This is a genomic window from Nocardiopsis lambiniae (genome assembly GCF_031845465.1).
Taxonomy (GTDB): Bacteria; Actinomycetota; Actinomycetes; order Streptosporangiales; family Streptosporangiaceae; genus Nocardiopsis; species Nocardiopsis lambiniae.
Genome location: NZ_JAVREP010000001.1, coordinates 338,554 through 364,362, shown reverse-complemented (window position 1 = coordinate 364,362; position 25,809 = coordinate 338,554). Strand labels below are relative to the sequence as shown.

At 70.9% G+C, this 25,809-nt stretch carries 21 protein-coding genes; 7 read left to right on the top strand and 14 right to left on the bottom strand.

The genetic code is table 11. The annotated features are described in order from the left end of the window. Positions 1-10: 10 nt before the first annotated feature. Together idi and RM479_RS01630 are read left to right on the top strand one after the other, a co-directional pair. Positions 11-553, top strand: a complete 543-nt coding sequence (gene idi, locus RM479_RS01635; RefSeq protein WP_311509902.1) for an isopentenyl-diphosphate Delta-isomerase — start codon at positions 11-13, stop codon at positions 551-553. Positions 554-646: 93 nt separating this feature from the next. Further along, positions 647-1,342 (top strand): HAD family hydrolase, encoded by a 696-nt coding sequence (locus RM479_RS01630; protein WP_311509900.1) that lies wholly within the window; start codon positions 647-649, stop codon positions 1,340-1,342. A gap of 17 nt (positions 1,343-1,359) precedes the next feature. On the opposite strand, the gene RM479_RS01625 is transcribed toward RM479_RS01630, so the two are convergent. The 8 genes from RM479_RS01625 to RM479_RS01590 form a co-directional block, all read right to left on the bottom strand. After that, positions 1,360-1,674: a DUF6221 family protein gene (locus RM479_RS01625; protein WP_274810158.1), complete on the bottom strand. Its 315-nt coding sequence runs from the start codon at positions 1,672-1,674 to the stop codon at positions 1,360-1,362. Between the two features lie 152 nt (positions 1,675-1,826). Next, positions 1,827-2,666: a glutamate ABC transporter substrate-binding protein gene (locus RM479_RS01620; RefSeq protein ID WP_311509898.1), complete on the bottom strand. Its 840-nt coding sequence runs from the start codon at positions 2,664-2,666 to the stop codon at positions 1,827-1,829. A 26-nt stretch (positions 2,667-2,692) separates the two neighbouring features. Continuing rightward, entirely contained in the window at positions 2,693-4,045 is a 1,353-nt protein-coding gene (locus tag RM479_RS01615) for a hypothetical protein (RefSeq protein ID WP_311510408.1), read from the bottom strand. Positions 4,046-4,276: 231 nt separating this feature from the next. Next, positions 4,277-5,011, bottom strand: a complete 735-nt coding sequence (locus tag RM479_RS01610) for an FHA domain-containing protein (RefSeq protein WP_311509897.1) — start codon at positions 5,009-5,011, stop codon at positions 4,277-4,279. Between the two features lie 9 nt (positions 5,012-5,020). Next, positions 5,021-6,361: a vWA domain-containing protein gene (locus RM479_RS01605; protein WP_311509896.1), complete on the bottom strand. Its 1,341-nt coding sequence runs from the start codon at positions 6,359-6,361 to the stop codon at positions 5,021-5,023. Then, entirely contained in the window at positions 6,345-7,949 is a 1,605-nt protein-coding gene (locus tag RM479_RS01600; protein WP_311509894.1) for a PP2C family protein-serine/threonine phosphatase, read from the bottom strand. The genes RM479_RS01605 and RM479_RS01600 overlap by 17 nt, the downstream gene beginning before the upstream one ends. Positions 7,950-7,966: 17 nt before the next feature. Beyond that, positions 7,967-10,597, bottom strand: coding sequence for a serine/threonine-protein kinase (locus RM479_RS01595; protein ID WP_397221054.1), 2,631 nt, complete (start codon positions 10,595-10,597; stop codon positions 7,967-7,969). Then, positions 10,594-11,865, bottom strand: coding sequence for a hypothetical protein (locus RM479_RS01590; protein WP_311509890.1), 1,272 nt, complete (start codon positions 11,863-11,865; stop codon positions 10,594-10,596). The genes RM479_RS01595 and RM479_RS01590 overlap by 4 nt, the downstream gene beginning before the upstream one ends. Positions 11,866-12,480: 615 nt before the next feature. Between RM479_RS01590 and RM479_RS01585 the strand changes: the two genes are divergently transcribed. Then, on the top strand, positions 12,481-12,795 hold the full coding sequence (locus RM479_RS01585; protein ID WP_311509889.1) for a putative quinol monooxygenase: 315 nt from the start codon (positions 12,481-12,483) through the stop codon (positions 12,793-12,795). A 172-nt stretch (positions 12,796-12,967) separates the two neighbouring features. On the opposite strand, the gene RM479_RS01580 is transcribed toward RM479_RS01585, so the two are convergent. From RM479_RS01580 to RM479_RS01565, 4 genes are all read right to left on the bottom strand, one after another. Continuing rightward, complete coding sequence (locus RM479_RS01580; protein ID WP_311509888.1) at positions 12,968-13,759, bottom strand: HdeD family acid-resistance protein; 792 nt, start codon at positions 13,757-13,759, stop codon at positions 12,968-12,970. Between the two features lie 206 nt (positions 13,760-13,965). Beyond that, positions 13,966-15,255, bottom strand: coding sequence for a citrate synthase (locus RM479_RS01575; protein WP_274810166.1), 1,290 nt, complete (start codon positions 15,253-15,255; stop codon positions 13,966-13,968). 841 nt (positions 15,256-16,096) lie between these two features. Continuing rightward, complete coding sequence (locus RM479_RS01570) at positions 16,097-17,722, bottom strand: peptide chain release factor 3 (RefSeq protein ID WP_311509887.1); 1,626 nt, start codon at positions 17,720-17,722, stop codon at positions 16,097-16,099. A 78-nt stretch (positions 17,723-17,800) separates the two neighbouring features. After that, a complete protein-coding gene (locus tag RM479_RS01565) occupies positions 17,801-18,532 on the bottom strand; it encodes a TetR/AcrR family transcriptional regulator (protein ID WP_311509886.1) in 732 nt (243 codons plus the stop codon). Between the two features lie 148 nt (positions 18,533-18,680). Here RM479_RS01565 and RM479_RS01560 point away from each other — a divergent pair, with 148 nt between their 5' ends. After that, entirely contained in the window at positions 18,681-19,838 is a 1,158-nt protein-coding gene (locus RM479_RS01560; protein WP_311509884.1) for an acyl-CoA dehydrogenase family protein, read from the top strand. A 72-nt stretch (positions 19,839-19,910) separates the two neighbouring features. On the opposite strand, the gene RM479_RS01555 is transcribed toward RM479_RS01560, so the two are convergent. After that, positions 19,911-20,723 (bottom strand): NAD-dependent epimerase/dehydratase family protein, encoded by an 813-nt coding sequence (locus tag RM479_RS01555; RefSeq protein ID WP_311509883.1) that lies wholly within the window; start codon positions 20,721-20,723, stop codon positions 19,911-19,913. Positions 20,724-20,866: 143 nt separating this feature from the next. On the opposite strand from RM479_RS01555, the gene RM479_RS01550 reads away from it, so the two are divergent. The 3 genes from RM479_RS01550 to RM479_RS01540 all read left to right on the top strand — a co-directional run bounded on the left by RM479_RS01550 (position 20,867) and on the right by RM479_RS01540 (position 23,842). Further along, the gene (locus tag RM479_RS01550; RefSeq protein WP_311509882.1) at positions 20,867-22,048 is read left to right on the top strand and encodes a sensor histidine kinase; all 1,182 of its coding nucleotides are present in this window, start codon (positions 20,867-20,869) and stop codon (positions 22,046-22,048) included. Continuing rightward, positions 22,045-22,731: a response regulator transcription factor gene (locus tag RM479_RS01545; protein ID WP_311509880.1), complete on the top strand. Its 687-nt coding sequence runs from the start codon at positions 22,045-22,047 to the stop codon at positions 22,729-22,731. The genes RM479_RS01550 and RM479_RS01545 overlap by 4 nt, the downstream gene beginning before the upstream one ends. Before the next feature lie 187 nt (positions 22,732-22,918). After that, a complete protein-coding gene (locus RM479_RS01540; protein WP_397221049.1) occupies positions 22,919-23,842 on the top strand; it encodes a glutaminase in 924 nt (307 codons plus the stop codon). Between the two features lie 62 nt (positions 23,843-23,904). On the opposite strand, the gene RM479_RS01535 is transcribed toward RM479_RS01540, so the two are convergent. Continuing rightward, positions 23,905-25,593: a serine/threonine-protein kinase gene (locus RM479_RS01535; protein ID WP_311509878.1), complete on the bottom strand. Its 1,689-nt coding sequence runs from the start codon at positions 25,591-25,593 to the stop codon at positions 23,905-23,907. Between the last annotated feature and the right edge of the window lie 216 nt (positions 25,594-25,809).

Sequence of the window (25,809 nt, the reverse complement as noted above, 5' to 3'; positions counted from 1 at the left end):
GGGATGACCGGTGACCCGACCGACGATCACGGAGCGCGAGTTCGTGGTCCTGCTCGACGACGACCACCGTCCGGTGGGTTCGGCGGACAAGGCGACCGTGCACACCGCCGACACCCCGCTCCACCTGGCGTTCTCCTGCTATGTGCGGGACGGCGCCGGGCGGGTCCTGATGACCCGCCGGGCCTTGGACAAGACCACCTGGCCGGGGGTGTGGACCAACAGTTGTTGCGGGCACCCGGCCCCGGGTGAGGGGTTGGAGGAGGCGGTGCGCCGCCGGGTGGGCCAGGAGCTGGGGCTGTCCCTCACGGAGGTGCTGCCCGCCCTGCCGGACTTCCGGTACCGCGCGGTGTCGGCCGAGGGGCTCGTGGAGAACGAGTTCTGCCCGGTGTTCTGGGCGCGCACCGACGACGTCCCGGACCCGGACCCGGCCGAGGTGGCCGAGTTCGTGTGGGCGGAGTGGTCCGATCTGGTGGTGGCCGCCGGACACACCCCGTGGGCGTTCAGCCCGTGGGCGGTGGAGCAGATCCCCCTGCTGGCCCGGCTGTCGACGTGACCCGGCCAGGGGCGGGGTGACCGCCGGATCGGGGTAGGAATCCGGGCGACAGGCCCCCTGTCCCTGGTTCCGCCTCCCCCTGGAGTCGCCCCGATGTCCACTCACCCTCCGGGTCGGTCCGCGCGTCCGGCCGTCGTCGTCTTCGACGTCCTCGACACCCTTTTCCCCTTGGCCCCGTTGGAGTGGCGGTTCCGTGAGGCGGGCATCCCCCGGGTCCTGATGGGCCGGTGGGCCGATCATCTGAGCCGCGACGTGTTCGCCCTGGCCCTGGTCGGGGGCGACCGGTCGTTCGAGGACGTGGTGCGGGGAGCCTTGCGCGACATCACCGGTCATCAGATCGCCCCGGGCGCGGAGGACGCGATCTTCGACGGGCTGTCCTCGTTGGAGCCGCGTCGGGAGGCCGCGGCGGCGTTGACGGCGGTGCGCGAGGCGGGGCTGCGGGCGGTGGCCCTCGGCAACACGGATCCGGCCACGACCGCCGCGTTGGTGGGTCGGGCCGGTCTGGAGGGGCTGTTGGGGCACCTCGGGGACGGCGGCCCGGACCGGGTCTGGAAGCCCGCCCCCGCGGCCTATCTCGGGGCGACGCGTTCCCTGGGCGTGGCCCCGGGACGGATCGCCCTGGTGACGGCGCACGGGTGGGATGTGGCCGGGGCGGCCCGCGCGGGGTGGGTCACGGGCTGGTCGGCGCACCTGGAGGGAAGGTTCCCGGCGGTGTTCGGCGCCCCGGACGCGACCGGAGGCGATCTGGCCGAGACCGTGGCGGCGCTGCTGGCGCCCCCGGGGCCCTGAGACCCCGTCCCTCGCCCTCATTCCTCCCAGGAGTGGTCGTACTGGGGGTGGGCGCGGTAGACGGCGGCCAGATACTTCACGGCCAACCGCCAGGCCAGCAGTTCGGACCAGGGGTCCTCCCCCTGGCGCGGGGGGACGGAGGGCGCCCCGGCGAGCGTCGGCTGGAGGCTGCGCATACTGGCGTGGTGGGCGCGCAGATACCCTCCGACGATCTTGCGTTTGGCGGCGACCTCGGCCAACGCCCGGTCCCGGCCGCGTGCTCCCACGGGTACGGCCTTCGACGCGCGTTCGTCCTCGTCCAGGCGCGCGCTCAGGAACTCGACGATGGTCAACGGACAACTCCCATCCTGGGCCCCCAAAGCCTTACACAAGGTTCAGTATCTGCCATATCCCCCGCGCGGGCCACCGCATGCGGGCCGCCCCCGGTCACGCCGAACACGCCGGTGGGAGCGGCGTCACCCGCTCCCACCGCACGCACCGGGGATCAGTCGCACCCCTCGAACTGGGGAACGCTGTGCACCATCTCCAGGTCGGTGTTGCCGAACCAGCGGTCCAGCATCTCGGTCGCCTCCCCCTCCTGGTACATGCGGCTGATGGCCTTGTTGACCGCCTCGCAGGCCTCGATGTCCCCGTAGGGGAGACCGACACCGTACTTCTCGTCGGTGAAGGGGTTGTTGACGAACCGGAACGCGCCGGGGTCCTCGGCGAGGAAGCCGGCCAGGATGAGGTTGTCGGTGGAGACCGCGTCCACCCGCCCGTCGCGCAACTGCGCGATGCAGTCGCTGTAGGTCTCCCCCTCCACCCGCTCCACCGGAATGCCCAGGCCCTCGGTGATGCGCGCCGCCGAGTTGGATCCGGCGCCCTGGCACACCGACATCCCGTCCAGGTCGCGCACGCCTTGGATGTCGGTGTCCTCCGCGCGCACCAGAACGTCCTGTTTGGCCACGTAGTAGGGGCCGCCGAAGGTCACCTGGGTCTTGCGCCCCGGGGTGATGGAGTAGGTCGCCACGACCATGTCCACCTCGCCGTTCAGCAGTTTCTCCTCGCGTTCGGCGGAGGTGACCCCCACGAACTCCACGTTCTCACCGGGGATGCCGAGCCGGTCGGCGATGTACAGGGCCACGTCGACGTCGAAGCCCTCGAACCCGCCGTTCTCCGCCTCCAGCCCCAACCCGGGCTGGTCCGCCTTGACGCCCACGACGAGCGAGTCGGCGTCGACCAGCGATTCCTCTCCGTCCAGCACCGCCGAACAGGCGGGCAGCCCGACCACCGCGGCGGTGGCCAGGGCCGCCGCCGCGGCGACGCGACGGTGTCGAAACCTCATCGACCTGTTCCTTGTCTCTCGGGGGATCAGCGGTACTCGGCCAGCCGGGGACGCACCCCGAGCGCGACGAGCAGGAGCAGCAGGAGCGAACCGGCCGGCAGCAGCCACGTCCACGGGGACAGGACCGCGTCACCGCGCCCGATACCCCGGGTGAACTCCTCCTCGTGGTCCTCGGTGAGCCCGTCGAGCGCCCGCTCATAGGTGACGAAGGCGCCGTCCTCGGAGTGGGCGATGTTCATACGGATCGAGATCGCGGCCTCGACGTCGCCCTCCCGTACCGCCTCGCGCAGTTCCCGGTCCTGGGCCTGGAGCTCGTTGTAGGCCGTCAGCACCTGCGCCAGCCGGTCCTCCTGCCCGGGCAACAGGGCGTCGTGCGCCCGCTCCCCCAGGTAGCCGAGGGTGCCGGGGTCGTCGGGGTCCGAGCCGTCCGCACCGGGGAGTTCGGGATAGGCGGCGGTGACCCCGTCGATGGCCTCGTAGTAGTCGGCCAGGTTGTTCACCGGGCGGAACAGGACCTGCTGTGCCCGCTCCAGGTACACCTGCTGGTGGTTGTCGGCCTGCTCCGGGTCGAGCAGGTAGCGGCTCTGGTCGGCCTGCATGTCGGTGGCGATGGCCCCGCCCCGCGCCAGCGACATCGCCGCGTCCAGCCCCTCCTCCTTGGCGTCCCGCTGGTGTCCGCCACTGCTGACCAGTGCCAGGACGACCCCGAGGGTGAGTCCCACGGTGAGCACCGAGGCGCCGATCAGGGGCAGGTTGAACCGGCGGCGGAACCGCACCCGCAGGTACACCTGCAAGGCGAACAGCGCCACGAGCACGGCCACCCCGGCACCGCCGACCCACGCCAGGCCCAGGGCGACGGACGCCTGGCCGTCCTCGTGGTTGGCGCGCACGATCGCCGAGGAGTCCAACCCGAGGTTGAACGCCTTGGGCAGCAGTTCGGTGTGCATCATCAGGGTCGCCGACCGGTACGACCCCAGCGCCCGCTCGTCCGCCTCACCGGGCGGGGCCTGGGCCTCGTCGTTGCGCAGCAGGGCCTCGGTGACGAGCCGTTCGTAGACTCCCAGGCCGTCCAGGACCTCCTGGACGTTGCGCTCTTCCACGGTGTCGCCCTCGGTGAGCGACGCCGCCTGCAAAAGCACCTCGTTGGCCTGTTCCCGGCTGGCCTCGTACTGGGCGAGTGCGTCCTCACGACCCGACCCGAGGTCGTGGTCGGTGCCCATGAGGAGTACGTCGGCGACGCGCGCGTCCATGTCGGCCAGAGCCAGGTACAGCTCGGTGGTCGCCATCGCCTGGGGGCCGGCCCCGCGCCCGAGCACGTCCAAGCCGTTGCGGGCCTGGTCGAGGGTCGAGGTGGCCGAGGCGAACAGTCCGACGATCATCGCGGCGCACAGGACGCTCAAAGTCCACACCCGCGCGGGGGTGGTGGTCGACCAGCGGCGCAGTCGGGACCACCCGTCACGGGCGTAGGTGCCGGTGCGACCGCCCTTGCCGGCGGGGACATCCCGGGACGGTCCGGTGCCGTCACCCGGTGCGACCGGCCCGGTGCTCGGTCCCGGCGGCGTGCCGGGTCCGCGCCGGGCCCGGTCGGGATGGGAGGGAATCAACGGGGCTCACCCCTTCTGGAGGATGATGACGGTCCATGCACCGACATAGATCCGGTCGTTGTCGTTGAGCGGGACCTCCACGTTGGGGGCGACGGGGTTGTCGGTCCCGTTGACCGTGGTCCCGTTGGTCGACCCCGGGTCGACCAGCACCCAGGAGCCGCCGGGGCGGGAGACCAGGATCGCGTGGATGTGGGAGATCGCGGGGTCCCCGCCGGGGCCGCCCAGGTCGATCTCGGGGGTGAACCCGCGGGAGGCGCTGGCCCGCCCGATGTGCACCCGTTCCCCTTGGAGGTCCACCCTTCGCGGTCGGATACTGGAGGGGAAGGGGATCCGGGTGGGATCGAGCATGCCCTGGTTCACCATGTACTGGTAGTACGCGGGGTCGGCCGCGACGGTGGCCCGCCAGCCCACCCTGATCGCCGCCGGCCCGCTCGCGGGGTCCTGGCGCTGATGGGAGGCGAAGTCGTATCCGCACTCCTCACAGAACCGCCCGGTCCTGGGGGTCGAGCACTCCGGGCACGGCCCTCCCCTGGGCGCGCCGGAGGACCGGCGCGGCGGCGGTGGAGGGGCCTGCCGCGGCGGCCGGTTCGGCTGGGGGATGTCGGCCGTCGGCGGCGTGTGCGAAGTCGACGGCCGCTGCGACCAGGGTGGCGGCGCGGGTTCGTACACCTGGAGGCGCAGCCCGCAGACGTCACAGAAATCGATCGCCACGGAATGGTGCCCGGAAGGGCAACTCGGCATGGTTCCCTCCTACCCGGGTCCGGGGGCGCCGTCGTCCGGCCCCGAGGGCCGGGTCCGCACGGTTCGGGTCGAGTTGGTGTCCAGTGTCATCTCGTCGATCTTGTCGACCCCGGGCTTGAGCCGAACGGTACCGGTGACCGGGTCGAGGACGTCGACCACCTTTCTCAGAAGTCTCGCGGTCTCCTCGTTGCCCGACTCGTCGGCGAGCGCCACGGCGCGGCCCAACCGCGTCGTCGCGGTGTCCTCGTCACCCGCGCGACGGGCCTCCAGCCCGTCCTGGATGGCCCGGGCCAGTTCCACCTGACCCGTGTAGTGGGCCACGCGAGGGTCGATCTCCGTGGCCCGGTTCTCGTCCGAGGTCCACTCCGCGAGGATGTTACCGGAGGCCAGGACCCTGTCCGGGGCCCCGTCGACGCCGGGGAGGACCACACGCACCCAGCCGGCGCGCAGTTGGCGTCCGGGATCGCCCGAGGGGACCTCCACGCAGACGTGGTAATCGCGGCTCTCCGTACCCCAGGAGCCGGTGGGGTGGTCCTTCGCCTGGGGCACGCGTTCCACACCCCGATCGGTGAGGTCCAGGACGGTGGGGGCGACCTGTTTGACGTAGCGCACCACGGCGTTCTGCGGGGTCCACAGACGCAGCGCCACGTCGGCCACGGCCTTGCCCATGGAGGCCCGCGTCATCTCCCGGAAGTCCGCGACCATGTCGGCGGGGTCGGCGATGATGCCGGGGCCGCCGCCGAGCAGGGCGGAGTCGATCTTGCGCAGTTCGTCGACCTTCCAGTCGGTGCCCACGCCCCGGCAGTCGCAGACGAACCTTCCCGAGACGCCCGCCAGGACCCGCTCGAATTCGGCGGCGACCTCGTTGTTCTGTCCGTCGGTGAGCAGGATGGCGTGCTTGACACCGCCTTCGACGGTGGCGAACAGTGCGGCGGCCCTGGTGAGCCAGGCGCCCATCCGGGTACCGCCGTCGGCGCGCAGCCGACCGACCGCGTCCAGCGCCTCGGCGCGGGTGGTCGGGTCGACCGTGGCCAGGAAGTCCCCCGGGGGATAGATCATCTCGGCCTGTCGGTGTCCGGCGATCACCGCGAAGCGCACGCCGTCGCGCAGGGCCTCGACGGCCGCGCGGGCCGCCTTCTTGGCCGCGTTGATCTTCTCCCCGTACATGGAGCCGGAGGTGTCGATGATGATCACCTGGGAGGCCTGGACGTCCGAACCGACGAGCACGGGGCCGCTGGAGGTGACACCGACGACCGCGTGCACCTCTCTTCCGCCCAGGGGAAGGAACCGGTTCTGGTCGACCTGCACCCGGAATTCCGGCTCTGCGACGTGCTCAGCCCTGTCCGGCACGGGGACCCCCTGCTGTCACGGGAACGACGACGACGGTGATGTTGTCCTTTCCGCCCCCTTCGAGGGCGAGGCGGACGTAGGTACGGGCCGCTTCCAACGGCCTGGTGCCCGACCCGGGCACCGCCTCGGTCAGGTCCATCGCCTCGGGGTAGTAGTTCCACAGACCGTCGCTGCACAGCAGGACGGTCCCGGGACCGGTGGGCGTGACGGTGGAGATGTGCGCGTCGATCTCACCGGAGTCGGCGCCCATCCACGCGATGAGGGCGTGCGCGTTGGCCGAGCGCATCGCCTCCTCCCGGGACAGCGCGCCCATCTGCACCATCGCCTCGCTCCAGGAGTCGTCCCGTGTGAGCAGGGCGGAGGCGCTGGAGGAGGGGCCGCCGGAGAGCCAGTAGGCGCGGCTGTCGCCGACCCAGCCGACGGTGACGGTGCCCGCCACGGGGTCGACCACGGCGGAGACGAAGGTGCACGCCGGTGCCGAACTCGGGGACTCGGCGATGGCGGCGACGGCCTCGGCGGCCCGGGTCATGGCCACGCCGGTGGCCTCGCGGGCGTCGACGCCGCGCCGCACCTGCTCGACCAGAACGGTGGCGCCGGTCTCGGCGGTGATCCGGGAGGCCTCGTCGGAGCGGGGCGAACTGGAGACGCCGTCGCAGACCACGGCGCACACGACGCCGGGGGCGTGCGGTGAGTCGTCGGGGACGACCCGGATGGCCATGGCGTCCTCGTTGCGCCGATGTCTCAGGCCGCGGTCGCTGACCCCGACGACGGCCCGGGCGCGCACCTCGACGTGATCGCGTCCGGTGGGCTGGAGGAAACCGCACTTCTCGCAGTACCCGTCCAGGACCCGGCCCGGACACCACACGCACAGGTCGGGATTGGTGGGTTGGACGGGTCCGGCGCCGGAGGGCGGGGGCCAGTCGGGGACGACCTTCTCGCGGGCGGGCCCGGGCGCGGGGACGGGGGCGGGGGGCGGTGGATCGCGGCGCACGGGCTGGGTGACCAGCGAGTCGATGGCGTTCCAGTCGTCGTCCACGGCGAGGCTCTCGGTGAGGGAGCGCCCGCCGGCCCGGGGTGCGTCGGCGGGCGGCGCGCCCGGCACGGGCGCCCCCGAGGGCGCGGTGGCCCCGGAAGACGCGCCCGTACGCGAGCCGGCAGGCGCCGTGGGACCCGAAGGCGTACCCGTGCGACCCTCACCCGAAGGCGTGCCCGTACGGGGGGTGGCGTCCGAGGGGATGACCCCCGCGACCGTGACGTCGGCCGGGTTCACGGTGCGGTAGACGCCCTGAGGATTGCTCTCCTCCCGCGCGGTCGCCCCCGACGGTGTCGCGTCCCGGGACGATCCCCCGTACCGATCGGTGCCGTACAGGCTCACCTGGGGTGCCGTGGGCCCGCCGTCGGGCGCGATCAGATCGGGCCGTGCCCCTTCGGACGCCAGGCTCTCCTGAGGGGTGGTCGGCACCGTGTCGGGGCGTTCGTCCGGGGCCTGTCGCGCCTCTTCGGGCAGGGGTCGGCCACAGCTCTCGCAGAAGGCGTCGCCCGCTGACACCTTGTCGGCGCACCCCGGGCAGGTCCGCACCATCGTCATCGCCGTTCCTTCGATCCTCACAGCAGTGTCACGGGGCGCAGGGAGTTGGCCTTGTCGATCAGCTCGCACCGTTCCGTGCCCGACGTGGACCGGTGCGCCAGGTCCCGATAACGCCGTTCCAGGTTGACGCGCACCCCCTCCTCGGTGAGCGGGTCACCGAGCAGTTCCGTCCCCTCCGCCCGGCCGCCCGACGTCGACCAGTCCAGCGCGGACTCCAGGGCCCGCACCGCCAACCGGTCCGTGGACTCACTGTCGAGCCCCAGCCGTTCCAGCCGTTGACCGGCGCGGACCAGGTCGTCGGCGCCACGCCCCGGATGGCGGGCCACCAGCACGGAGATGAGCGCGGTCTGGGCGTGCACGTGGAGGCTGGACAGTTCGGGCACCGTGTCCAGCACGGCGATGGCACCGGCACGGTCTCCCTGCGCCAGCCGGATCCGCGCCAGGCCGAACGCGGCGCTGACGAAGGAGTGGTCGGTGTTCCACACGGTCTGGTAGTGCCGTGCGGCGGTCGCGTGCTCTCCGGTGCGCTCGCAGGCCAGCGCCAGGGCCAGCTTGGGCGCGCTCTCTCCGGGCAGGTGGCCGTAGAGCTCGTCGAAGTGGGAGCGGGCCTCCTCGAAACCGCCGGTGCTCAACTCGGCGACCGCCAGGTACCACAGGGTGCGCCAGTCGCCCGGGACCCGTTCGCTGAACTGGTGGAGGGCGTCCATGGCCCGCCCGTGCCGACCGATCGTGATGAGCGTACGGGCCAGCATGAGCAGCGTCTCGGGGGTGGGCTCCGGCATGGACTGCAACGCCGTGACGAGTTCCTCCGGCGGCAGGGCCTGGAAGCCCCGCAGGTGCTGGGAGGCCGGATCGGCGGGGTCGATCAGGGGGGTGGGCAGCAGTGCCGCCGCCTCGGTGGGCGTCGGTGGCACGAGCATGCGATCGGCCCGGCCCACGTCGGAGCCGATGGTGAAGTTCTCACCGCCGAACAGGGTGGAGGCCGCCGGATGGGGTGCCCCCTCCATGTCGGAGAGCACCTCGCGCAGCACTCCGGTGAGCTGGTCGGCCATGTCGGAGGCGTCGTGGAAGCGACGTTCCATCTCGGGGTGGGTGGCCCGGCGCAACAGCCGATCGTAGGACTCGTAGCGTTCCAGCAACGGCACGGTATGGCGCGGCGGGAGCTGGTGCGGGTACTCGCGCATGAAGCTGAACCGGAAGCTCAGCACGGCCAGGGCACGACCCACCGAGTACAGGTCGGCGCTGATGGTCGGGCCGGGGCCGCGCAGCTCGTCCTCCGGGACCCGGTAGCCGGGCGTGGTGTAGACGGGGCTGACCGTGTCGTCCATCCGCCGCACGCCGCCCAGGTCGATGAGCTTGATCTGCTCCTCGCTCTGGATGATGTTGTCGGGTTTGAAGTCGCAGTAGAGCAGTCCTCGGGAGTGCAGGTAGCCGAGCGCGCGCAGGGCCTCCAGTCCGTAGGCGATCACCTGGTCCACGGGCAGGACCGCGTCGGGGTCCTGGTCCCGGCGTTCCATGAGGAGTTCGCGCAGGGACTTGCCGCCCACGTACTCCATGACGATGTGCCCGGCCGGGATGCCGGTGCGCGCGTCGGGGTGCTGGGAGAAGTTGATGATCTTGACGATGTTGGGGTGCTCGACCTCGGAGAGGAAGGCGCGTTCGGCCGCCGCGGCCTTGTGGGCCTCGGCGTCACCCGCGTTGAGCAGGCCCTTGAGCACCACCCAGCGGTCGTTGACGTTGCGGTCGCGGGCCAGGTAGATCCAGCCCAGACCACCGTGGGCGAGGCAGCCGAGGACCTCGTACTGGCCGCCGACCCGGTCCCCACCGCTGAGTTTGGGGGTGAAGGAGTACTGGGTCCCGCACTTGCGACAGAACCCCTCGGTGCGCCCCGTCTGGTCGCCGCGGGTGCGGCCGACCTTCTCACCGCAATTGCCGCAGAAGCGGTTCTTCTCGGAGACCACCGGGTTCTCCATGATCGCCGCGGCGGGATCACGGTAGGGCACCGGGGGGACGAGGACCATGCCCGCGCCGAGCATGCCCCGGGTGGAACGCCGGGTGCGGCCCGAGGTGGGACCCGATCCGCTCCCGGTGGGTCCGGTGATGCTGCCCGGTCCGGAGCGGCCCGAGAGGCGGATGTTGCCGGAGATGGGGTGGGAGTGGATGGGGTCGCTGAGGTCGTCGCCGGCACCGGAGGAGGACGGCCACCGATCGAGGGTCTCGCCACCGGAGGAGGCCCCGGGCGGTGGGGTGCCTGGACGGCTCCCCTGGTACGGAGCGCCGGTGGGCGGGCCGGAAGGGATTCCCGACGGCGGGAGAGGCGCACCGGAGGGAGACCCCGGCGGCGTTCCGGGAGGGCCGGAGAACGCTTGCCGCGGACCCGACCGCGGGAAGGGCGCACCGGTCGGCGGGGCACCGGGGACGGCGCCCGGCGGGTGCGCCCCGAAGGACCGCTGCGGCCCGGAGGGCGGTCGGGGCGCGGCGTACACCCCCTGGCCGCCGGGGGCGGGGGCCGGGTACGGGGCGCTCCGCGGCGGCTCCGACACGGGGGGCACCCGCGGCGCGGCGGCGGGTGCGGGCTCCAGACCGCACACGCCGCAGAAGCCGTCCTCGATCGCACCACCGCATTCGGGGTTCGTGCACTTCGTCATCTGTTCACACCACCATCGCTCTCGCCGTCTGACGCGCCTGCACCCGGTGTGGTTCTGTCCTCGGGGATTTCGGTCGCATCCGATCCCTCCAGCGCGCGACGGTAGGCGGACAGGGCGACCGTGGCGGCCCGCAGATCTCCGGGCGCCGTCCACAGGGCCCGATGCGCCCGATCATGGAGCCCGCTCGCCCGCTCGTCCTCGGCCAGGCCCAGTCGGACCGCGCGGGCGCGGTAGGCGTCGAGGCGTCCGCGCAGTTCCGTCCGGCGCGCGAGGAGGCCTTCGAGGTTCTCCTTCCGTTCACGTGCGTCGTCGGACGCCGCGTGGACGGCCGCCTGGACCTCGCCGAGCAGAACGCCCAGTTCGCGCCAGCGGCCCTGGGAACGCAGGGCGTCCATCGCGTCGATCCGGGCACGCAGGGCGGGCACCGGGTCGGGCACGTCGACGGCCTCGGGTTCCCGGATACGGGTGACGACGTGGGCGCGCAGTTCACGGAGGGAGACCAGGGAGGATTCCAGGTCATCGATGGCGGAGACGAGGTGGCCGGTGCTCTCCCGGTAGGAGTCGCGCATGCGCAGGGCGTCGCGCAGTTCGCCCCGAGAGGTCTCCAACCGTTTGCGCAGGCGTTCGAGGGACGAGGTGTCGACCTGACGGTCCGGACCCACGAGGGAGAGGGGGTCGCGGCGGACGGTGTCGCCGACCAGGGCGAGTTCCGACCGCAGCGCTTCGAGGCCGTCCTCGTCCCCCGACTCCTCGATCATGTCGGTGAGGGTGCCGATCTCCAGCCACAGGGAGTCGAGTGCGCCCAGGCGGGGGTGCAGGACGTCCCAGGCGGCCTCGGCGGCGGAGACGACCCCGGTGATCTCCTCGTAGTCGGCCGTCATCCGGGCGACCGCCTCGGCGAGGGTGATGTGCTCCTTGTCGGTGTCCAGCAGCCCGCGTTCGTGCAGCGGGGCCTTCGCCAGGGGCAGTTCCAGGGAGGGGCCGGTGAGCAGGAAGGTGAGCCGGACCTGGTCGGAGGCGCCTCCGCGGCCCGGTCCCCGGTGTTCGGCGGCCTCCCGGACCGTGCGCCGGAAGACGTCGAAGGTCGTCCAGAGGCGGTGGATGTGGCGCTCGGCGTGCTCCCAGCGTTCCCGGGTGAGGCCGTGCAGGTCGGCGCCCTTGAGCAGACGGTGCCCCACGTGGTCGTCCAGGTCTCTCAGGTTGAGCGCGATCCTCTCGGACTCGCCCTGCACCCGGTTGAGCGCGTGTTCGATGCCCTCCCAGCTCATGGGTGGCGTGTTCGCCTCCGACGCGCTCGCCACCTTCCGTATCACTCCCCGCGTTCGTCCGCCCCGCGCCCATCGGATGGACGCGAACGGTCAACGATCCCTTTACCTAGAAGAGTCTGTCGTCGGGCTCGGCCGACCACAAGAGAGGGCCGGATTTACGGCCGTGAACGGCCACTTCCGCACCGTCCACCGACAGATGACGGCTTGATCACCTCAAAAGATCTTTTGTCACCTGCGGCACACAACGCCAAGATCCCTGTCCTCACGTTCGGTGACCTCGACCCCGATCAGCACCCGGGAACCCCTCCGGCACGGCCGGAACGAACCGGTCCCGTTCCTCCACCCTGGCACGGGGAGTTCGACGAGGTCGTGTCCGTACCGGGGGCGGGCCGAGGTTCTCCGGGCCGGGGGGTGAGGGGCCGATGATGGGGACCCCGCCCCACGGCCCCGGGTGTACTGACCTGAGATGCTGGTGGCGCGGGAGGCGGGAGGGCCGACGAGCGCCGACCGTGTGGATCCGGAGACGCACGTCGTCATGGTGACAGCGCCCCCGGCGCACCACCGGAACGGTCCCGTATGCTCGGTCGGTCATCCGTAGCCGCACCGGGAGCCGCCGTGTCCGTCAGCCCGCTGTCCCTCGTCATCTCGGTCCGTGTCCTGCCCGGGCGCCGTGACGCCTTCGTCGCCGGGATCTCCCGGCACGCCGCCACATCGGTGCGGGAGGAACCGGGCTGTCTGCGCTTCGACGTGACGGCCGACGCCGCCGACCCCGACCTGTTCTGGGTGTGCGAGGTGTTCGCCGATGAGTCGGCCCTGGCCGCCCACCGCGCCTCGGCGCACTTCGCCGCCTGGCAACGGGAGAAGGCCCTGTCGGTCGTCCCCGGAAGCCAGGTCGACCGACACGGCCCTCTCGTCGTCAGTGCATCGTGAGTCCTGTCCGCGTCGAGCCGCGCCCGGCCTCCCGAAGGCCGGCAACGGCTTCGAGGAGGCACGGCGACCGCTCCGTCGAGGTCCCCGCCCCTCCGCCCGTGAGGCGACCCACGGCCGCCGCGGTCCCGGAGATCCACCCCGTCGGCCTCCGGAGACCCGTGGGGCCCTCGTCTCAGGTCTCCGTGGACCCGTCGCCGGGTTCCTCCGGGGACCGGTGACGTCCCCCGCCGGTGCGTCGGGCGGCGCTCGCGTCGTCGGTGCCCTCGGTGGCCTGGTCCCTCGGCACGTTCGGGTCGCCCCGGTAGCCCTCCCGGTAGCCCTCCGAGTAACCCTCGTCGAAGGCGCTCACCGGGCGCTCGGGCATCTCGGACATGTCCGCGGCGGCCATGTTCCGGGCGGTGGCGATGGCGTCGGAGGCGCCGCGCAGCCGGAACCCGGCAACGATCATGACGACACCGAAGATGACCGCGTAGACACCGACCACGAACACGATCGCCTGAGCGCCGACCAACGGCCAGAACCACAGCAGCAGACCGAAGACGATCGAGAGCGCGCCCGCGAAGATGAGCAGCCACTCGGAGCTGATGTGGGCGCGCAGGCGGACGGCGGTGACGATCTCGGCGACACCGGTGATGATCGCCCACAGGCCGATCACGAACACCAGCGCGATGACCGCGGCGACCGGCCAGATCAGGGCGATCAGACCCACGAGACCGCTGAGCACCGCCTGGGCCACCAACGACGCCCGTGTCCCCGATGCGGCCTGGTAGGCGGCGTAGCCCAGCACCGCGGCGTCGATGAGGGCGTAGACACCGAACACGACCGCCAAGGCGACCAGGGTCAGTCCGGGCCAGATCAGGGCGATCAGACCGAAGAGCACCGCGGCCACTCCGCGGAGGACCACCATCCACCAGTTCCGGCTCATGTCTCCGAGGACCTCCCCGGCCAGCATGTTCCGCATCATGGTTGCCCCACCTCCCTCGTGCGCTCCCGTCGGAGAGGGGCGCACCCTGCAACTTCCCTCAAAGTCGCACGTCGACGGCAGGGTGTCCGCAAAATACAGTAAAAGGGACGGTTCTGTACCGGTACAGATAGCCCGGATATCCGGACAAAAAGGACGCCCGCCCTCGTCGGTGACGGGGCGGGCGATCCATGTGCTCCGGGGTGGGACTAGCTCAGACCCGGGTAACGACGCTCTTCGGAGCCGATGTAGTGCTGGCGCGGGCGCGCGATCCGGAAGGCCGGGTCGTGCAGCTGCTCGCGGTAGTGGGCGACCCAGCCGGGCAGGCGGCCGATCGCGAACAACACGGTGAACATGTTGGTCGGGAAGCCCATGGTCCGGTAGATCACGCCGGTGTAGAAGTCGACGTTCGGGTAGAGCTTGCGCTCGGTGAAGTACGAGTCGGCGAGCGCGGCGGCCTCCAGCTTGAGGGCCAGCGTGAACAGCTCGTCGGGGTTCTCGTCCCGGTCGAGGATCTGGCTGGCCAGACCCTTGATCTCCTTGCTGCGCGGGTCGAAGTTCTTGTAGACCCGGTGACCGAAGCCCATGAGTCGGACCTCGCGGGCCTTGACGCGCTCCAGGAACTCCTCGATGCCGACGCCCGAGTCGCGGATCTCGTCGAGCATCTCCAGCACGGCCTGGTTGGCGCCGCCGTGGGACGGGCCGGACAGGGCGTTGATGCCCGCGGCCACGCTGGCGTAGATGTCGGCCTGCGAGGAACCGACGGTGCGCACGGTGGCGGTGGAGCAGTTCAGCTCGTGGTCGGCGTGCAGGATGAGCAGCAGGTCGACGGCCTTGCCGAAGAGGTCGCCCAGCTCGCCGTCGGCGGCGTTGTCGCCGAAGGTCATCCGGATGAAGTTCTCGACGTAGCCGAGGGAGTCGTCCGGGGCGATCGGCTGCTCGCCGATGGAGTTGCGGTAGATGCGGGCCGCGATCGTCGGCAGCTTGGCCATCAGCCGGATCGTGGCGAGCTCCACCTGAGCCTCGTCGGACGGGTCGACGCTGTCCTCGTAGTAGGCGGCCAGCGTGTTGACGGCGCTGGCGAGCAGTGCCATCGGGTGACCGTTGCGGGGCATCGCGTCGAGGAACGCGCCCATCTCGGCCGGGATGTCGGCGTTCTCGCGCAGCTTCTCGGAGAACTCCTTGAGCTGACCGGGCTCCGGCAGCTCACCGTAGATCACCAGGTAGGCCACCTCCAGGAAGGTGCTGCCCACGGCGAGGTCCTCGATCGAGTACCCGCGGTAGCGCAGGATCCCGGCGGCCCCGTCGATATAGGTGATCTTCGAGCTACACGAAGCGGTGTTGCCGAACCCCGGGTCCAGGGTGGTCATACCGGTCGAGCCCAGCAGGGTCTTCAGCTCGATGGTCTGCTCACCCTCGGTACCGGTGAACACCGGCAGCTTCAGCACGCCGCCCTCGTAGTGGAGCTCCACCGTGCGCTCTTTGTCGTCTTCGCTCATGCCCGAGGTCAACCTTTCCAGGCGGGGGATACGTGAGGTGCGTCAGACGCGGGGCGGTCGGCCACCACGTTCTTGATTCACTCGTTATTGTTCTGTTTTGTTAAACGACGGTTAAGCAAAATCATATAAGTTTCACCGATTCACGGACAGGTGACATGCAACACATACCCAGACGTGAGAAGAATTACCACTTGGTGAAGATTTACAATCTTTGCCGGATGTCGTTTACTCCGTGATCGCCCTGAGACACCGCAGAACGCCCGAGGGGTCGCCCCCGACGCAGCGCCATCTCCTGTACCGGTCCCCTGAGCACCCCGATCACCTCACGGACCTCGTCTTCCGGGCTTCCTTCACACATATGGACATACCCGGACATGACGAGGTGCGATCAGCCGTACGAACGCGCCCTAGTGGCCATCTATCAGAGTACCTTCGCCCTGATCACGGGGGTTGACGCGGGGTACCCCACATGTGGTGATCTTGGCCTCTGCCCGGTGGGCGTCGTCCCCCGAGGGCGGCCGGGACGCACGCGAGGGGGCCCGGGATGCACAAAGCCTGTGCCACGGGCACGAGAGTTCACATCCGCCGTGAGTCCTTGTGAGCGGTCGTCCGGGACCACCCGCCCATATCGGGGAGATGTCCACGGCATTCGTCCCGGGTGAACGGTGCCCGCCCTTTGTCGGAGAAAACCGAAGAGCCGTCACCGAGACGAAGCCGTGACGGTTGGATCGTCCCCGCTCCCGTGCGTGTTCCGCGGACACCCACTGCCGCTCGACGCCCCGGACGCCCGCCCGTCCACCCCTCAGAAGGCCCTCGACGGGCGGCACACGCGGAACACGGCTCAGTCGTCCTCGACGACGCCGCCGGCGAGGAGGGGCTCCATCAACAACGACGGATGATCGCGCTGGATCACCCGCAAACGCCACTTGTTGTGCACCAACACCAACAACTCGCCGTCGTTGCGGCGCTTGAGCACCTCCGCGCCCGACAGCGCGTGCAGGATCGGAGCCGAGGCCTCGTCGGTGCGCCGCGCCACCGAGTACTCCAACATCGACACCTCGATCGGCGACCGGAACTCCTGCTCCATCCGGTGCTTGACCACGTCGAACTGCAACGGCCCCACCGCCGCCAGCACCGGCGCCTGCTCACCGCGCACGTCCGAGGTCAGCACCTGCACCACGCCCTCGGCGTCGAGCTGGGCGATCCCCTTCTGGAACTGCTTGTACTTGCCCGCGTCCTTGGCCCGCGCCACCACGAAGTGCTCGGGGGCGAAGCTCGGGATCGCCGGGAACTCCACCTTGGGACCCTCATAGAGGGTGTCGCCCACCTTCAACGCCTGCGCGTTGACCAGCGCGATCACATCACCCGGATAAGCCGTGTCGATCGTGGAACGGTCCGCGCCGAACACCGCCTGGGTGTACTTGGTCGCGAACGGACGGCCCGTGGCCGCGTGCGTGAGCACCATGCCCCGATCGAACCGCCCCGAACTGATCCGCACGAACGCCATCCGGTCCCGATGGTTCTTGTCCATGTTCGCCTGCATCTTGAACACCTGACCGGAGAAGGGCGCCTCCACCTGCCGGGGCCGCTCCTTCACGTCGGGCTTCGCCGACGGCGCCGGGGCCAGCCCCACGACGGCCTCCAGCAGTTGTCCGACACCGAAGTTGGACAGGGCGGCACCGAACAGCACCGGCGAGGACTCCCCCGCCAGGAACGACTCCGCGTCGAAGTCGGCGCCCAGCGCCTCCAGCAGCTCCAACTCCTCCTGGGACCGCACCCAGGCGTCCTGCTCCAGCTCGGCGGCCCGGTCCGCGTCCACGACCTCCTCGATGGCCTTGGTCGCGCCGCCGGGAGTCCGCGTCATCTTCGTGTACTCACCGGAACGACGATCCACCAGACCACGGAAGTCGCCCGCGATGCCCACCGGCCAGTTCAACGGCGTGGGACGCAACCCGATCCGCTGCTCGATCTCGTCCAACAACTCCAACGGCTCACGACCCGGGCGATCCCACTTGTTCACGAACGTGATCACCGGCATCCGACGCGCCCGACACACGTCGAACAACTTCAACGTCTGCGGCTCCAGCCCCTTGGCCGAGTCCAACAGCATGATCGCGCAGTCCACCGCCGACAGCACCCGATAGGTGTCCTCGGAGAAATCCGCGTGACCGGGGGTGTCCAACAGGTTCAGGACCCGACCCTCGTAATCGATCCGCAGCGCCGCCGACGTGATGGAGATGCCCCGATCCTGCTCCATCTCCATCCAGTCCGACGTCACACCACGCCGATCACCCTTACCGTGCACCGCACCCGCCGAGGAGATCGCCGACGAATGCAACGCCAACGCCTCGGTGAGGGTCGACTTACCCGCGTCCGGATGGGAGATGACCGCGAACGTCCGCCGCCGACCGGCTTCCTCGGCGACCTCGGCCGCCTGTCGAGTCGCACCCGTCGTGTCCACACTCATGTGCCGCCCGCCCCTGGCCTCTCCCGCTGTCCGATCCATCCAGCCTACGCTTGCCCCGGGGCCGTCCCGACCACGCGTTCAGTGTCGGGGGACGGCCCCGTCGACCGCGGCGGAGAGGCGGCGCAGCAGTTCCTCCCGGCCCAGGTCCGCCGGGTAGACGGCGACCACGACCCGGTCACGCACGGGATCGTCGGCGGGGTGGAGCATCGGCCCGGCGGCCCGGCGGACGAACTCCATGGCGGAGTCGTAGCGCGCCCACACCTCGCGGGTCTCCTGTCCGGGGTGGCGCAGCCATGAGCGCAGCACGTGGTTGTGCGCGGAGATGAGTGCGGCCGCGGTCACCCCGGCGGCCAGCGAACGCTCCTCCGGGCCGCCCTCGCCCTCCCGGGCGGCCAGATAGCGGCTGAACGCGGCCTGGTAGCGGGCCGTCATGGCCACCTCGCGGTCGCGCAGCCGGGGGTGGGCGCGCACCAGGTGATAGCGGGGCACGGTGATCTCGGGGTCGCTCAGGTAGCCCTGGAGGACCAGCCGCGCGGCGGCGAAGACGACGTCCAGCGGCTCCCCGGAGTCGGCCTCCAGATGCCGGGAGACCGAGGCGAAGAGTTCGTCGTGCTCGGCGAAGAGGATGTCCTCCTTGGAGCCGAACCGACGGAACAGGCTGCGCCGGCTCACTCCGGTGGCGGCGGCGATGTCGTCCATCGTGGTGGGCTCGAAACCGCCCTCGGTGAACAGTCGGACCGCGGCCAGCACCACCTCGCGGGTGGGCACGCGCGCGGACGCCCCTGTGGACCCCGATCGTTCCCGGACCATCGCTCCCCTCCCCCTCGACCTCCGAAAGGTATCCGACCCCGGTCGGTGTACTTCGCACCTTTCACCCCCTATTCTGGCACTGAATGCCATACAGCGGCACGCAGTGCCACGAGTCGGGGGGTGGCGCACCTCCCGCGGAGGAACGCAGATGAGCGACTTCGACCTGTTCAAGACCACCGAGGAGCACGAGGAGCTGCGCGCCGCCGTGCGCTCCGTCGCCGAGGACAAGATCGCCCCGCACGCCGCCGAGGTCGACGAGAAGAGCGCCTTCCCCCAGGACGCCCTGGAGGCCTTGGTCGCCACCGACTTCCACGCGCCGCACATCGCCGAGGAGTACGACGGCGTGGGCGCCGACGCGCTGGCCACCTGCATCGTCATCGAGGAGGTCGCCCGCGTCTGTGCCTCGTCCTCGCTGATCCCGGCGGTGAACAAGCTCGGCACGATGCCGGTCATCCTCGGCGCCTCCGAGGACGTCAAGCGTCGTTACCTGCCCGAGGTGGCCGGCGGCGGAGCGATGTTCTCCTACGGCCTGTCCGAGCGCGAGGCCGGATCCGACACCGCGAGCATGCGCACCCAGGCGGTGCGCGACGGTGACGACTGGATCATCAACGGCCAGAAGTCGTGGATCACCAACGCGGGTGTCAGCAAGTACTACACCGTCATGGCGGTGACCGACCCGGAGGGCCCGCGCGGGCGCAACATCACCGCGTTCGTGCTGCACGCCGACGACGCGGGCTTCACCCTGGGCGAGCCCGAGCGCAAGCTGGGCATCAAGGGCTCCCCCACCCGCGAGCTGTTCTTCGACAACGTCCGCGTCCCGGGCGACCGGATCGTGGGCGAGCCGGGCGAGGGCCTGAAGATCGCGCTGCGCACCCTGGACCACACCCGCGTCACCATCGGCGCGCAGGCCATCGGCATCGCCCAGGGCGCCCTGGACCACGCCGTGGACTACGTCAAGGAGCGCAAGCAGTTCGGCAAGGCCGTCGCCGACTTCCAGGGCGTCCAGTTCATGCTCGCCGACATGGCCATGAAGCTGGAGACCGCCCGCCAGATGGTGTACGTGGCCGCCGCCAAGTCCGAGCGCGGCGACGACGACCTGTCCTTCTTCGGCGCGGCGGCCAAGTGCTACGCCTCCGACGCCGCCATGGAGATCACCACCGACGCCGTGCAGCTGCTGGGCGGCGCCGGCTACGTGAAGGACTTCCCCCTGGAGCGCATGATGCGCGACGCCAAGATCACGCAGATCTACGAGGGCACCAACCAGATCCAGCGCCTGGTCATGGCCCGCCAGCTGCTCAAGAAGTAGCCCACGGACCGGACGCCCGGCCCTCGCTCCGCAAGCGCGGAGGGCCGGGCGTCCTCTCGTTCCCGAGATCCGTCAGAGGGTGGATTCGCGGGCGAACCGGCCGAGGGGGATGGGCTCGCGGCCGAGCGCGGCGTGGACGTCGTCGGTGGTCTCGGCGGCGCGGCCCGTGACCGCGGCGGCGAACCGTTCGTTGAGGGTGTCGATGTACCGGTCGCTCCACCCCCGGTCGGAGGCCCGGTAGTAGAAGCGCGACTCGTCCACCGGCTTGAACCGCCACACCGGGCTGTCGGTGCCCTTGGTCGACCGCACGACCCGCCCGACGGTGACCGCCTCCGGCCCGGTGAGCGTGTACTCCTTGCCGCCGTGATCGTCCACCAGCGCGGCGACGGCGACCGCCGCCACGTCCCGGGCGTCCACGAAGGCGATCTCGGTACGCCGCTTGACCGGCAGCTCCAGGCGCCCGTTGCGGGACCGCGCCAGGTTCGCGAAGGTGCCCTCGGTGAAGTCCTGGAAGAGCCAGTTGGGGCGCAGCACCGTGACCCGCTCGAACAGCTCCTTGGCCTTGAACTCGGCGGCCCGCTGGTCGGAGTCGGAGGGCGCGTGCTCGGTGCCCATGGCCGACATGACCACGACCCGTTCCACGCCGATGGCGGCGGCGCGTTCGAGGAACGCCGCCACCCGGTGCCCCAGGGCGGTCCCCACCGGAGTGACCACGAACATGCGCGTGGTCCCCTCCAGCACCTCCGCCCAGTTGGAGGTGTCGGTCCAGTCCAGTCGCCGTTCGGCGGTGCGCGAGGCACCGACGGCGGGCAGGCCCCGCCGCGTGAACTCGGTCAGGACGCGTCGGCCCACCATGCCGGTGGCTCCGGTCACCAGAGTCTTCATCGTCTCCACCGTACCCACGCCGGGGACGGAAGTGGACGAGAACCGCGCGGAGGGTGACCGAAGTAGGGAAACGGGTGTCGTCGGTATCGTCCTCCCGTCGGGGAGGTCCCGCGGTTCCCGGGGGACCGTAGAATCGCGCTGTTATGCACACCGGCACCGGCCCGCATCGGCGTGACGTGCGCGACTGGATCGTGGACCTGTCCATGTTCCTGATCGCCCTCGTCTACGCCATCATGACGGTTCTGGACTTCCCTCCGCCGGGGCCGTCCGGCGGTGAGATCCCACCGTTCCCCGAACGCGACATACCCACCTGGTGGGAGATCGTCGAACGTATCGTCGCGCTGGCGGCCTGCGTGTCCCTGTGGTGGCGGCGTCGGTGGCCGACCCGGATCGCCGTGGCGCTGATCGTGGTCTCGGTCGTGTCCCAGCCGGCCTCCTGCGCGATGCTCATCTCGTTGTTCTCCCTGGCCCTGCACCGCCCCCCGAGGACCAGCCTGGTGGTGTTCGGCCTGGGCGTCGGTTCGGTGGGCCTGCGGTCGCTGCTGGTGCCCGACCCTTACATTCCACCGCTGCTGGCCTTCCTCCTGGGCGTGGCGATCCAGGGCTCGGTGATCGGCTGGGGGCTGACCGTCCACCACCGGCGCGAGTTGGTGGAGTCGCTGCGCGATCGCGCGGTGCACGCGGAGACGGAGGCGCAGTTGCGCGCCGAGCACGCCCAGCATCAGGTGCGCGAGGCGATGGCACGGGAGATCCACGATGTGCTCGGACACCGGCTGTCGCTGCTCAGCGTGCACGCGGGGGCCCTGGAGTACCGGCCGGACGCCCCGCCCGAGGAGATCGCCAGGTCGGCGAAGGTCATCCGGGAGAGCGCCCATCAGGCCCTTCAGGACCTGCGCGAGGTGATCGGGGTGTTGCGCGCCCCGGTGGGCGAGCTCCCCCAACCGACGATGGCCGATCTCCGGCAGTTGGTGGAGGAGGCCGACGACGTGGGCGCCAGGGTGGAGTTCACCACGGACTACGAGGGCACGGTCCCGGACCGGACCGGCCGCACCGCGTACCGGATCGTGCAGGAGGGGCTGACGAACGTGCGCAAGCACGCGCCGGGAGCGGACACCCGGGTGGCGGTGCGGGGGGCGCCAGGGGAGGGCCTGACCGTGGAGGTCCGCAACGGTCACGCCCCGGCCGGCGGCTCCGGCGGGCGTTCCGACGGCCAGGGGCTGGTGGGGTTGACCGAGCGGGTGTCCCTGCTGTCGGGCCGGTTGGAGCACGGCCCGACGTCCGATGGTGGCTGGCGCCTGTCGGCTTGGCTACCGTGGCCGGCATGAGCGAGACACAGGGGAACCGCCGGGACATCGGTGTGGTCATCGTCGACGACGACGCACTGGTCAGGGTGGGGCTGGTGATGATGATGGGCGGGGCCCCGGACATCAAGGTGCTGGCCGAGGCCGAGGACGGTGGCAAGGTCCTGGACCTGGTGGACCGGCACTCCCCCGACGTGGTGCTCATGGACATCCGGATGCCGACGGTGGACGGATTGACCGCGACGGAGCGGCTGCGGGCTTTGGAGGACCCGCCGGAGGTGCTGGTCCTGACCACCTTCGACGCCGACGAGCACGTGCTGCGCGCCCTGCGCGCCGGGGCGTCGGGGTTCCTCCTCAAGGACACCCCTCCGGCGGAGATCGTGGAGTCGGTGCGCCAGGTGGCGCGCGGGATGTCGGTGCTCTCCCCCAGGGTGACGCGTCGGCTGGTGCAAAGGGTGGGCGACAACGACGCCGACGAGCGGGCCGAACAGGCGCGGACGCGTTTGTCCACGCTCAACGCCCGGGAGTCGGAGGTGGCCGTGGCGGTGGGTCAGGGCCGCTCCAACGCGGACATCGCGGCATCGCTGTTCCTGAGCGTGCCGACGGTCAAGACGCACGTGTCGAGCATCCTCACCAAGCTGGGACTGAACAACCGGGTACAGGTGGCCCTGCTGGTGCACGACGCCCGCCTGGTCCCGGACGAGTGATCGGCTTCCGGGAACGGGGGGTGACGCCGCCCCGATGCCCCGGCAAGGGCGGTGAACACGGCGGGGAGGAGCGCGGACACGCCCCGGACCCGGCGGAGCGCACGCGGGTCGCCCCGGTGCCGGTTTCACGACGGCGGCTTCGTGGTCCATCGTGGAGACCGAAGGAGACGTCGAGGAAGGAATGGCCGTGAGCGACGACATCGACCTGTCCGACGCCCTCACCGTCGTCATGGAGCGGGTCCGCCCGCACATCGGCGAGGGGAAGGTGGCGGACTACATCCCCGAACTGGGCCGGGTGGACCCGAAGCAGTTCGGGTTCGCGGTGGCGTCGGTGGACGGCGAGGTCCGTTCCCTGGGCGACGCCGACGTCCGCTTCTCCATGCAGAGCATGACCAAGGTGTTCACGTTGGCCCTGGTCAACCAGGAGGGCGAGGACCACATCTGGGGCCGGGTGAACCGGGAACCCTCCGGTAGCGCGTTCAACTCGCTCTACCAGTTGGAGTTCGAGAACGGGATCCCGCGCAATCCGCTCATCAACCCGGGCGCGATCGTGGTCACCGACGAACTGCTGGGCGACACGGGGGACGCCTTCGCGGCCCTGCGCGCGCTGTTGCGGGCCGAGACCGGGAACCCCGAGCTGGACGCCGACGAGGTGACGGCGCGCTCGGAGCTGGAGACGGGCGACCGCAACCGGGCGCTGGCCTACCTGATGGCCGGGTTCGGGAACATGCGCAACCCGGTGCCGGAGGTGCTGGACCACTACTTCCGGCAGTGCTCCATCACCATCACCGCGACGGAGCTGGCCCGGGCGGGTCTGCTGCTGGCCCGCCACGGTGTGCGGGCGGACGGGACCCGGATGATCGACCGCAACGCCGCCCGGCGGATCATGGCGATCATGCTCACCTGCGGCACCTACGACGCCGCGGGCGATTTCGCCTACCGCGTGGGGCTGCCCTGCAAGAGCGGGGTGGGCGGCGGCATCCTGGCGATCGTGCCGGGGCGCTACTCGATCGCCGCCTGGGGCCCGGGCCTGGACGCCAAGGGCAACTCGGTGACGGGGGCGCTGGCCCTGGACACGTTCACCCAGGTGACGAGCTGTTCGGTGTTCTGACCGCCCGGTGCGGCGAGGACCGGCGCGGTCCCCGGGGCGTCCCGGGGACCGCGCCGTTCCTCTCAGGCGGCGGGGACGAAGGTCTCCGAGAGCCGGTCGAGGAGCTGGCGGTTGAGGTCGGGGTGCTCGTCGCTCGCCACCAGGAACAGCGCGTACCCCTTCGCCTCGGTGTGGAAGCCGCGGTTGATGGCGTGCATGCGCCCGTTGCGTCCGTCGAAGGTGAACTCCCAGTCGGCGGCGGTCAGGTAGGAGTCGGCCCAGCCGCCCTCGACCTCCTCGATACCGGTGCGCTCGTAGCCGGGGAAGTTCCCTCGGGCCCGGGGCTCGAAGTCGCGCCAGTCCTCGGCGGCGTCCGGGCCGGGGGAGTCGGTCTGGTCGACGAGCAGGTAGCCGCCGTCGGGGTTGCGGAAGTAGACCATGTGGCCGTCCCGCTCGTAGGTCCAGCCGTCCGGGTACTCCACGGTGAACCCGCTGGAGTCCTCGTGGACCTCCAGCTCACCCTCCCAGGGGTCGGCCTCGTCCTCCTCGGGCTCCTCGTCCGCGTCCTCCGAGGTGCTCTCCTCGGCTTCGGCCTCCTCGGAGGCCTCCTCCGACACGGGCGGGGCGGACTCCTCCTCGTCCGGCGCGGCCCCGGCCTGCTGTTCGGAGGCCAGTCCGGCGTCGGGTGCCCCGTCGCGGTTCATGCTCACCATGAGCGTGGCCCCGGCGGCGACCACCAGGACGACGAGGACCGCGGCGACCAGCAGCAGGGTGCGCCGGTTCCCGCGTTCCCGTTCGGCTCGGGCCGGGCGGGGGGCGGTCGGCCCGGTCTGCTCCGGCGGCGGGGCCTCGGCCGCCATCGCCGTCTCCACCACGGGTTCCTCGGCGGGCGCGGTGGTGGTGAGGGTGGGCGTCACCGGCGCCGCGGACTCGACCGTCTCCGCGCGATCCCGGATCTCCCGCAGTCGGGCCCGGACGGTGTCGATGTGCGGCCGGTCCTCCGGCTTCTTCGCGCACAGTTCCCGCAGCAGCGGTGCCAACGGCCCGGCGTTGACGGGGGCCGGCAGTTCCTGGGTCACGATCGCGGTCAGTGTCGCCATCGGGGTGGGCCGGTCGAAGGGCAGGGTGCCCTCCAGCGCCTGGAACAGGGTGATGCCCAGGGACCACACGTCCGAGGCCGGGGTCGCCGAGTGCCCGTGGGCGATCTCCGGTGCGAGGTAGCTGGGCGAACCGATGAGCAGCCCGGTACTGGTCAGGTGGGTGGCCCCGTCCAGGTGGGCGATGCCGAAGTCGGTGAGCACCGTCCGCCCCCGGGCGTTGATGAGCACGTTGCCGGGTTTGACGTCGCGGTGGACGATGCCGCGCCCGTGCGCCTCCGACAGCCCGGCGGCCATCTGCTCACCGATGTCGGCGACACGTCCGACCGGCTGGGCACCCTCATCGCGGATCAGGTCGCCCAGGGAGGAGCCGGGGACCAGTTCCATGACGATCCACGGGCGGCCGTCCTCCTCGGCCACGTCGAACACGGTGATGATCGACGGGTGGCTGAGCTGGGCGGCGCTGCGCGCCTCGCGGAGCATGCGGGTGCGCAGGACCTCCACCTCGTGCGCGGGCAGGTTCGGCGGCGAGGTCAGTTCCTTGACGGCGACCGGCCGGTCCAGGAGGGTGTCGACCCCCTGCCAGACGCGGCCCATACCGCCCGCCCCGATCACCTCGTCCAGGCGGTACCGGTTGGCCAGGAGTCGACCGGAGTCGGCTTCCGAACTGTTCATGGGCGCGCGATTCCTCTACGGGGGAAGGGCGTACGGGGAGACGTCGGGGGAGAAGGGTGCACGGCCGTGGGGGACCGAGAGAGAAGTCTAGGTTCCCCGGACGGCACGCGACGCTCCTCCCGAAGGTGCCGGCCCTGTCCCCTTGAGGTGACATGAATCCGCACATCACCCCTGACATGGGACGATCCCGCCGAAGTGCCGATATGGCACTCGCCG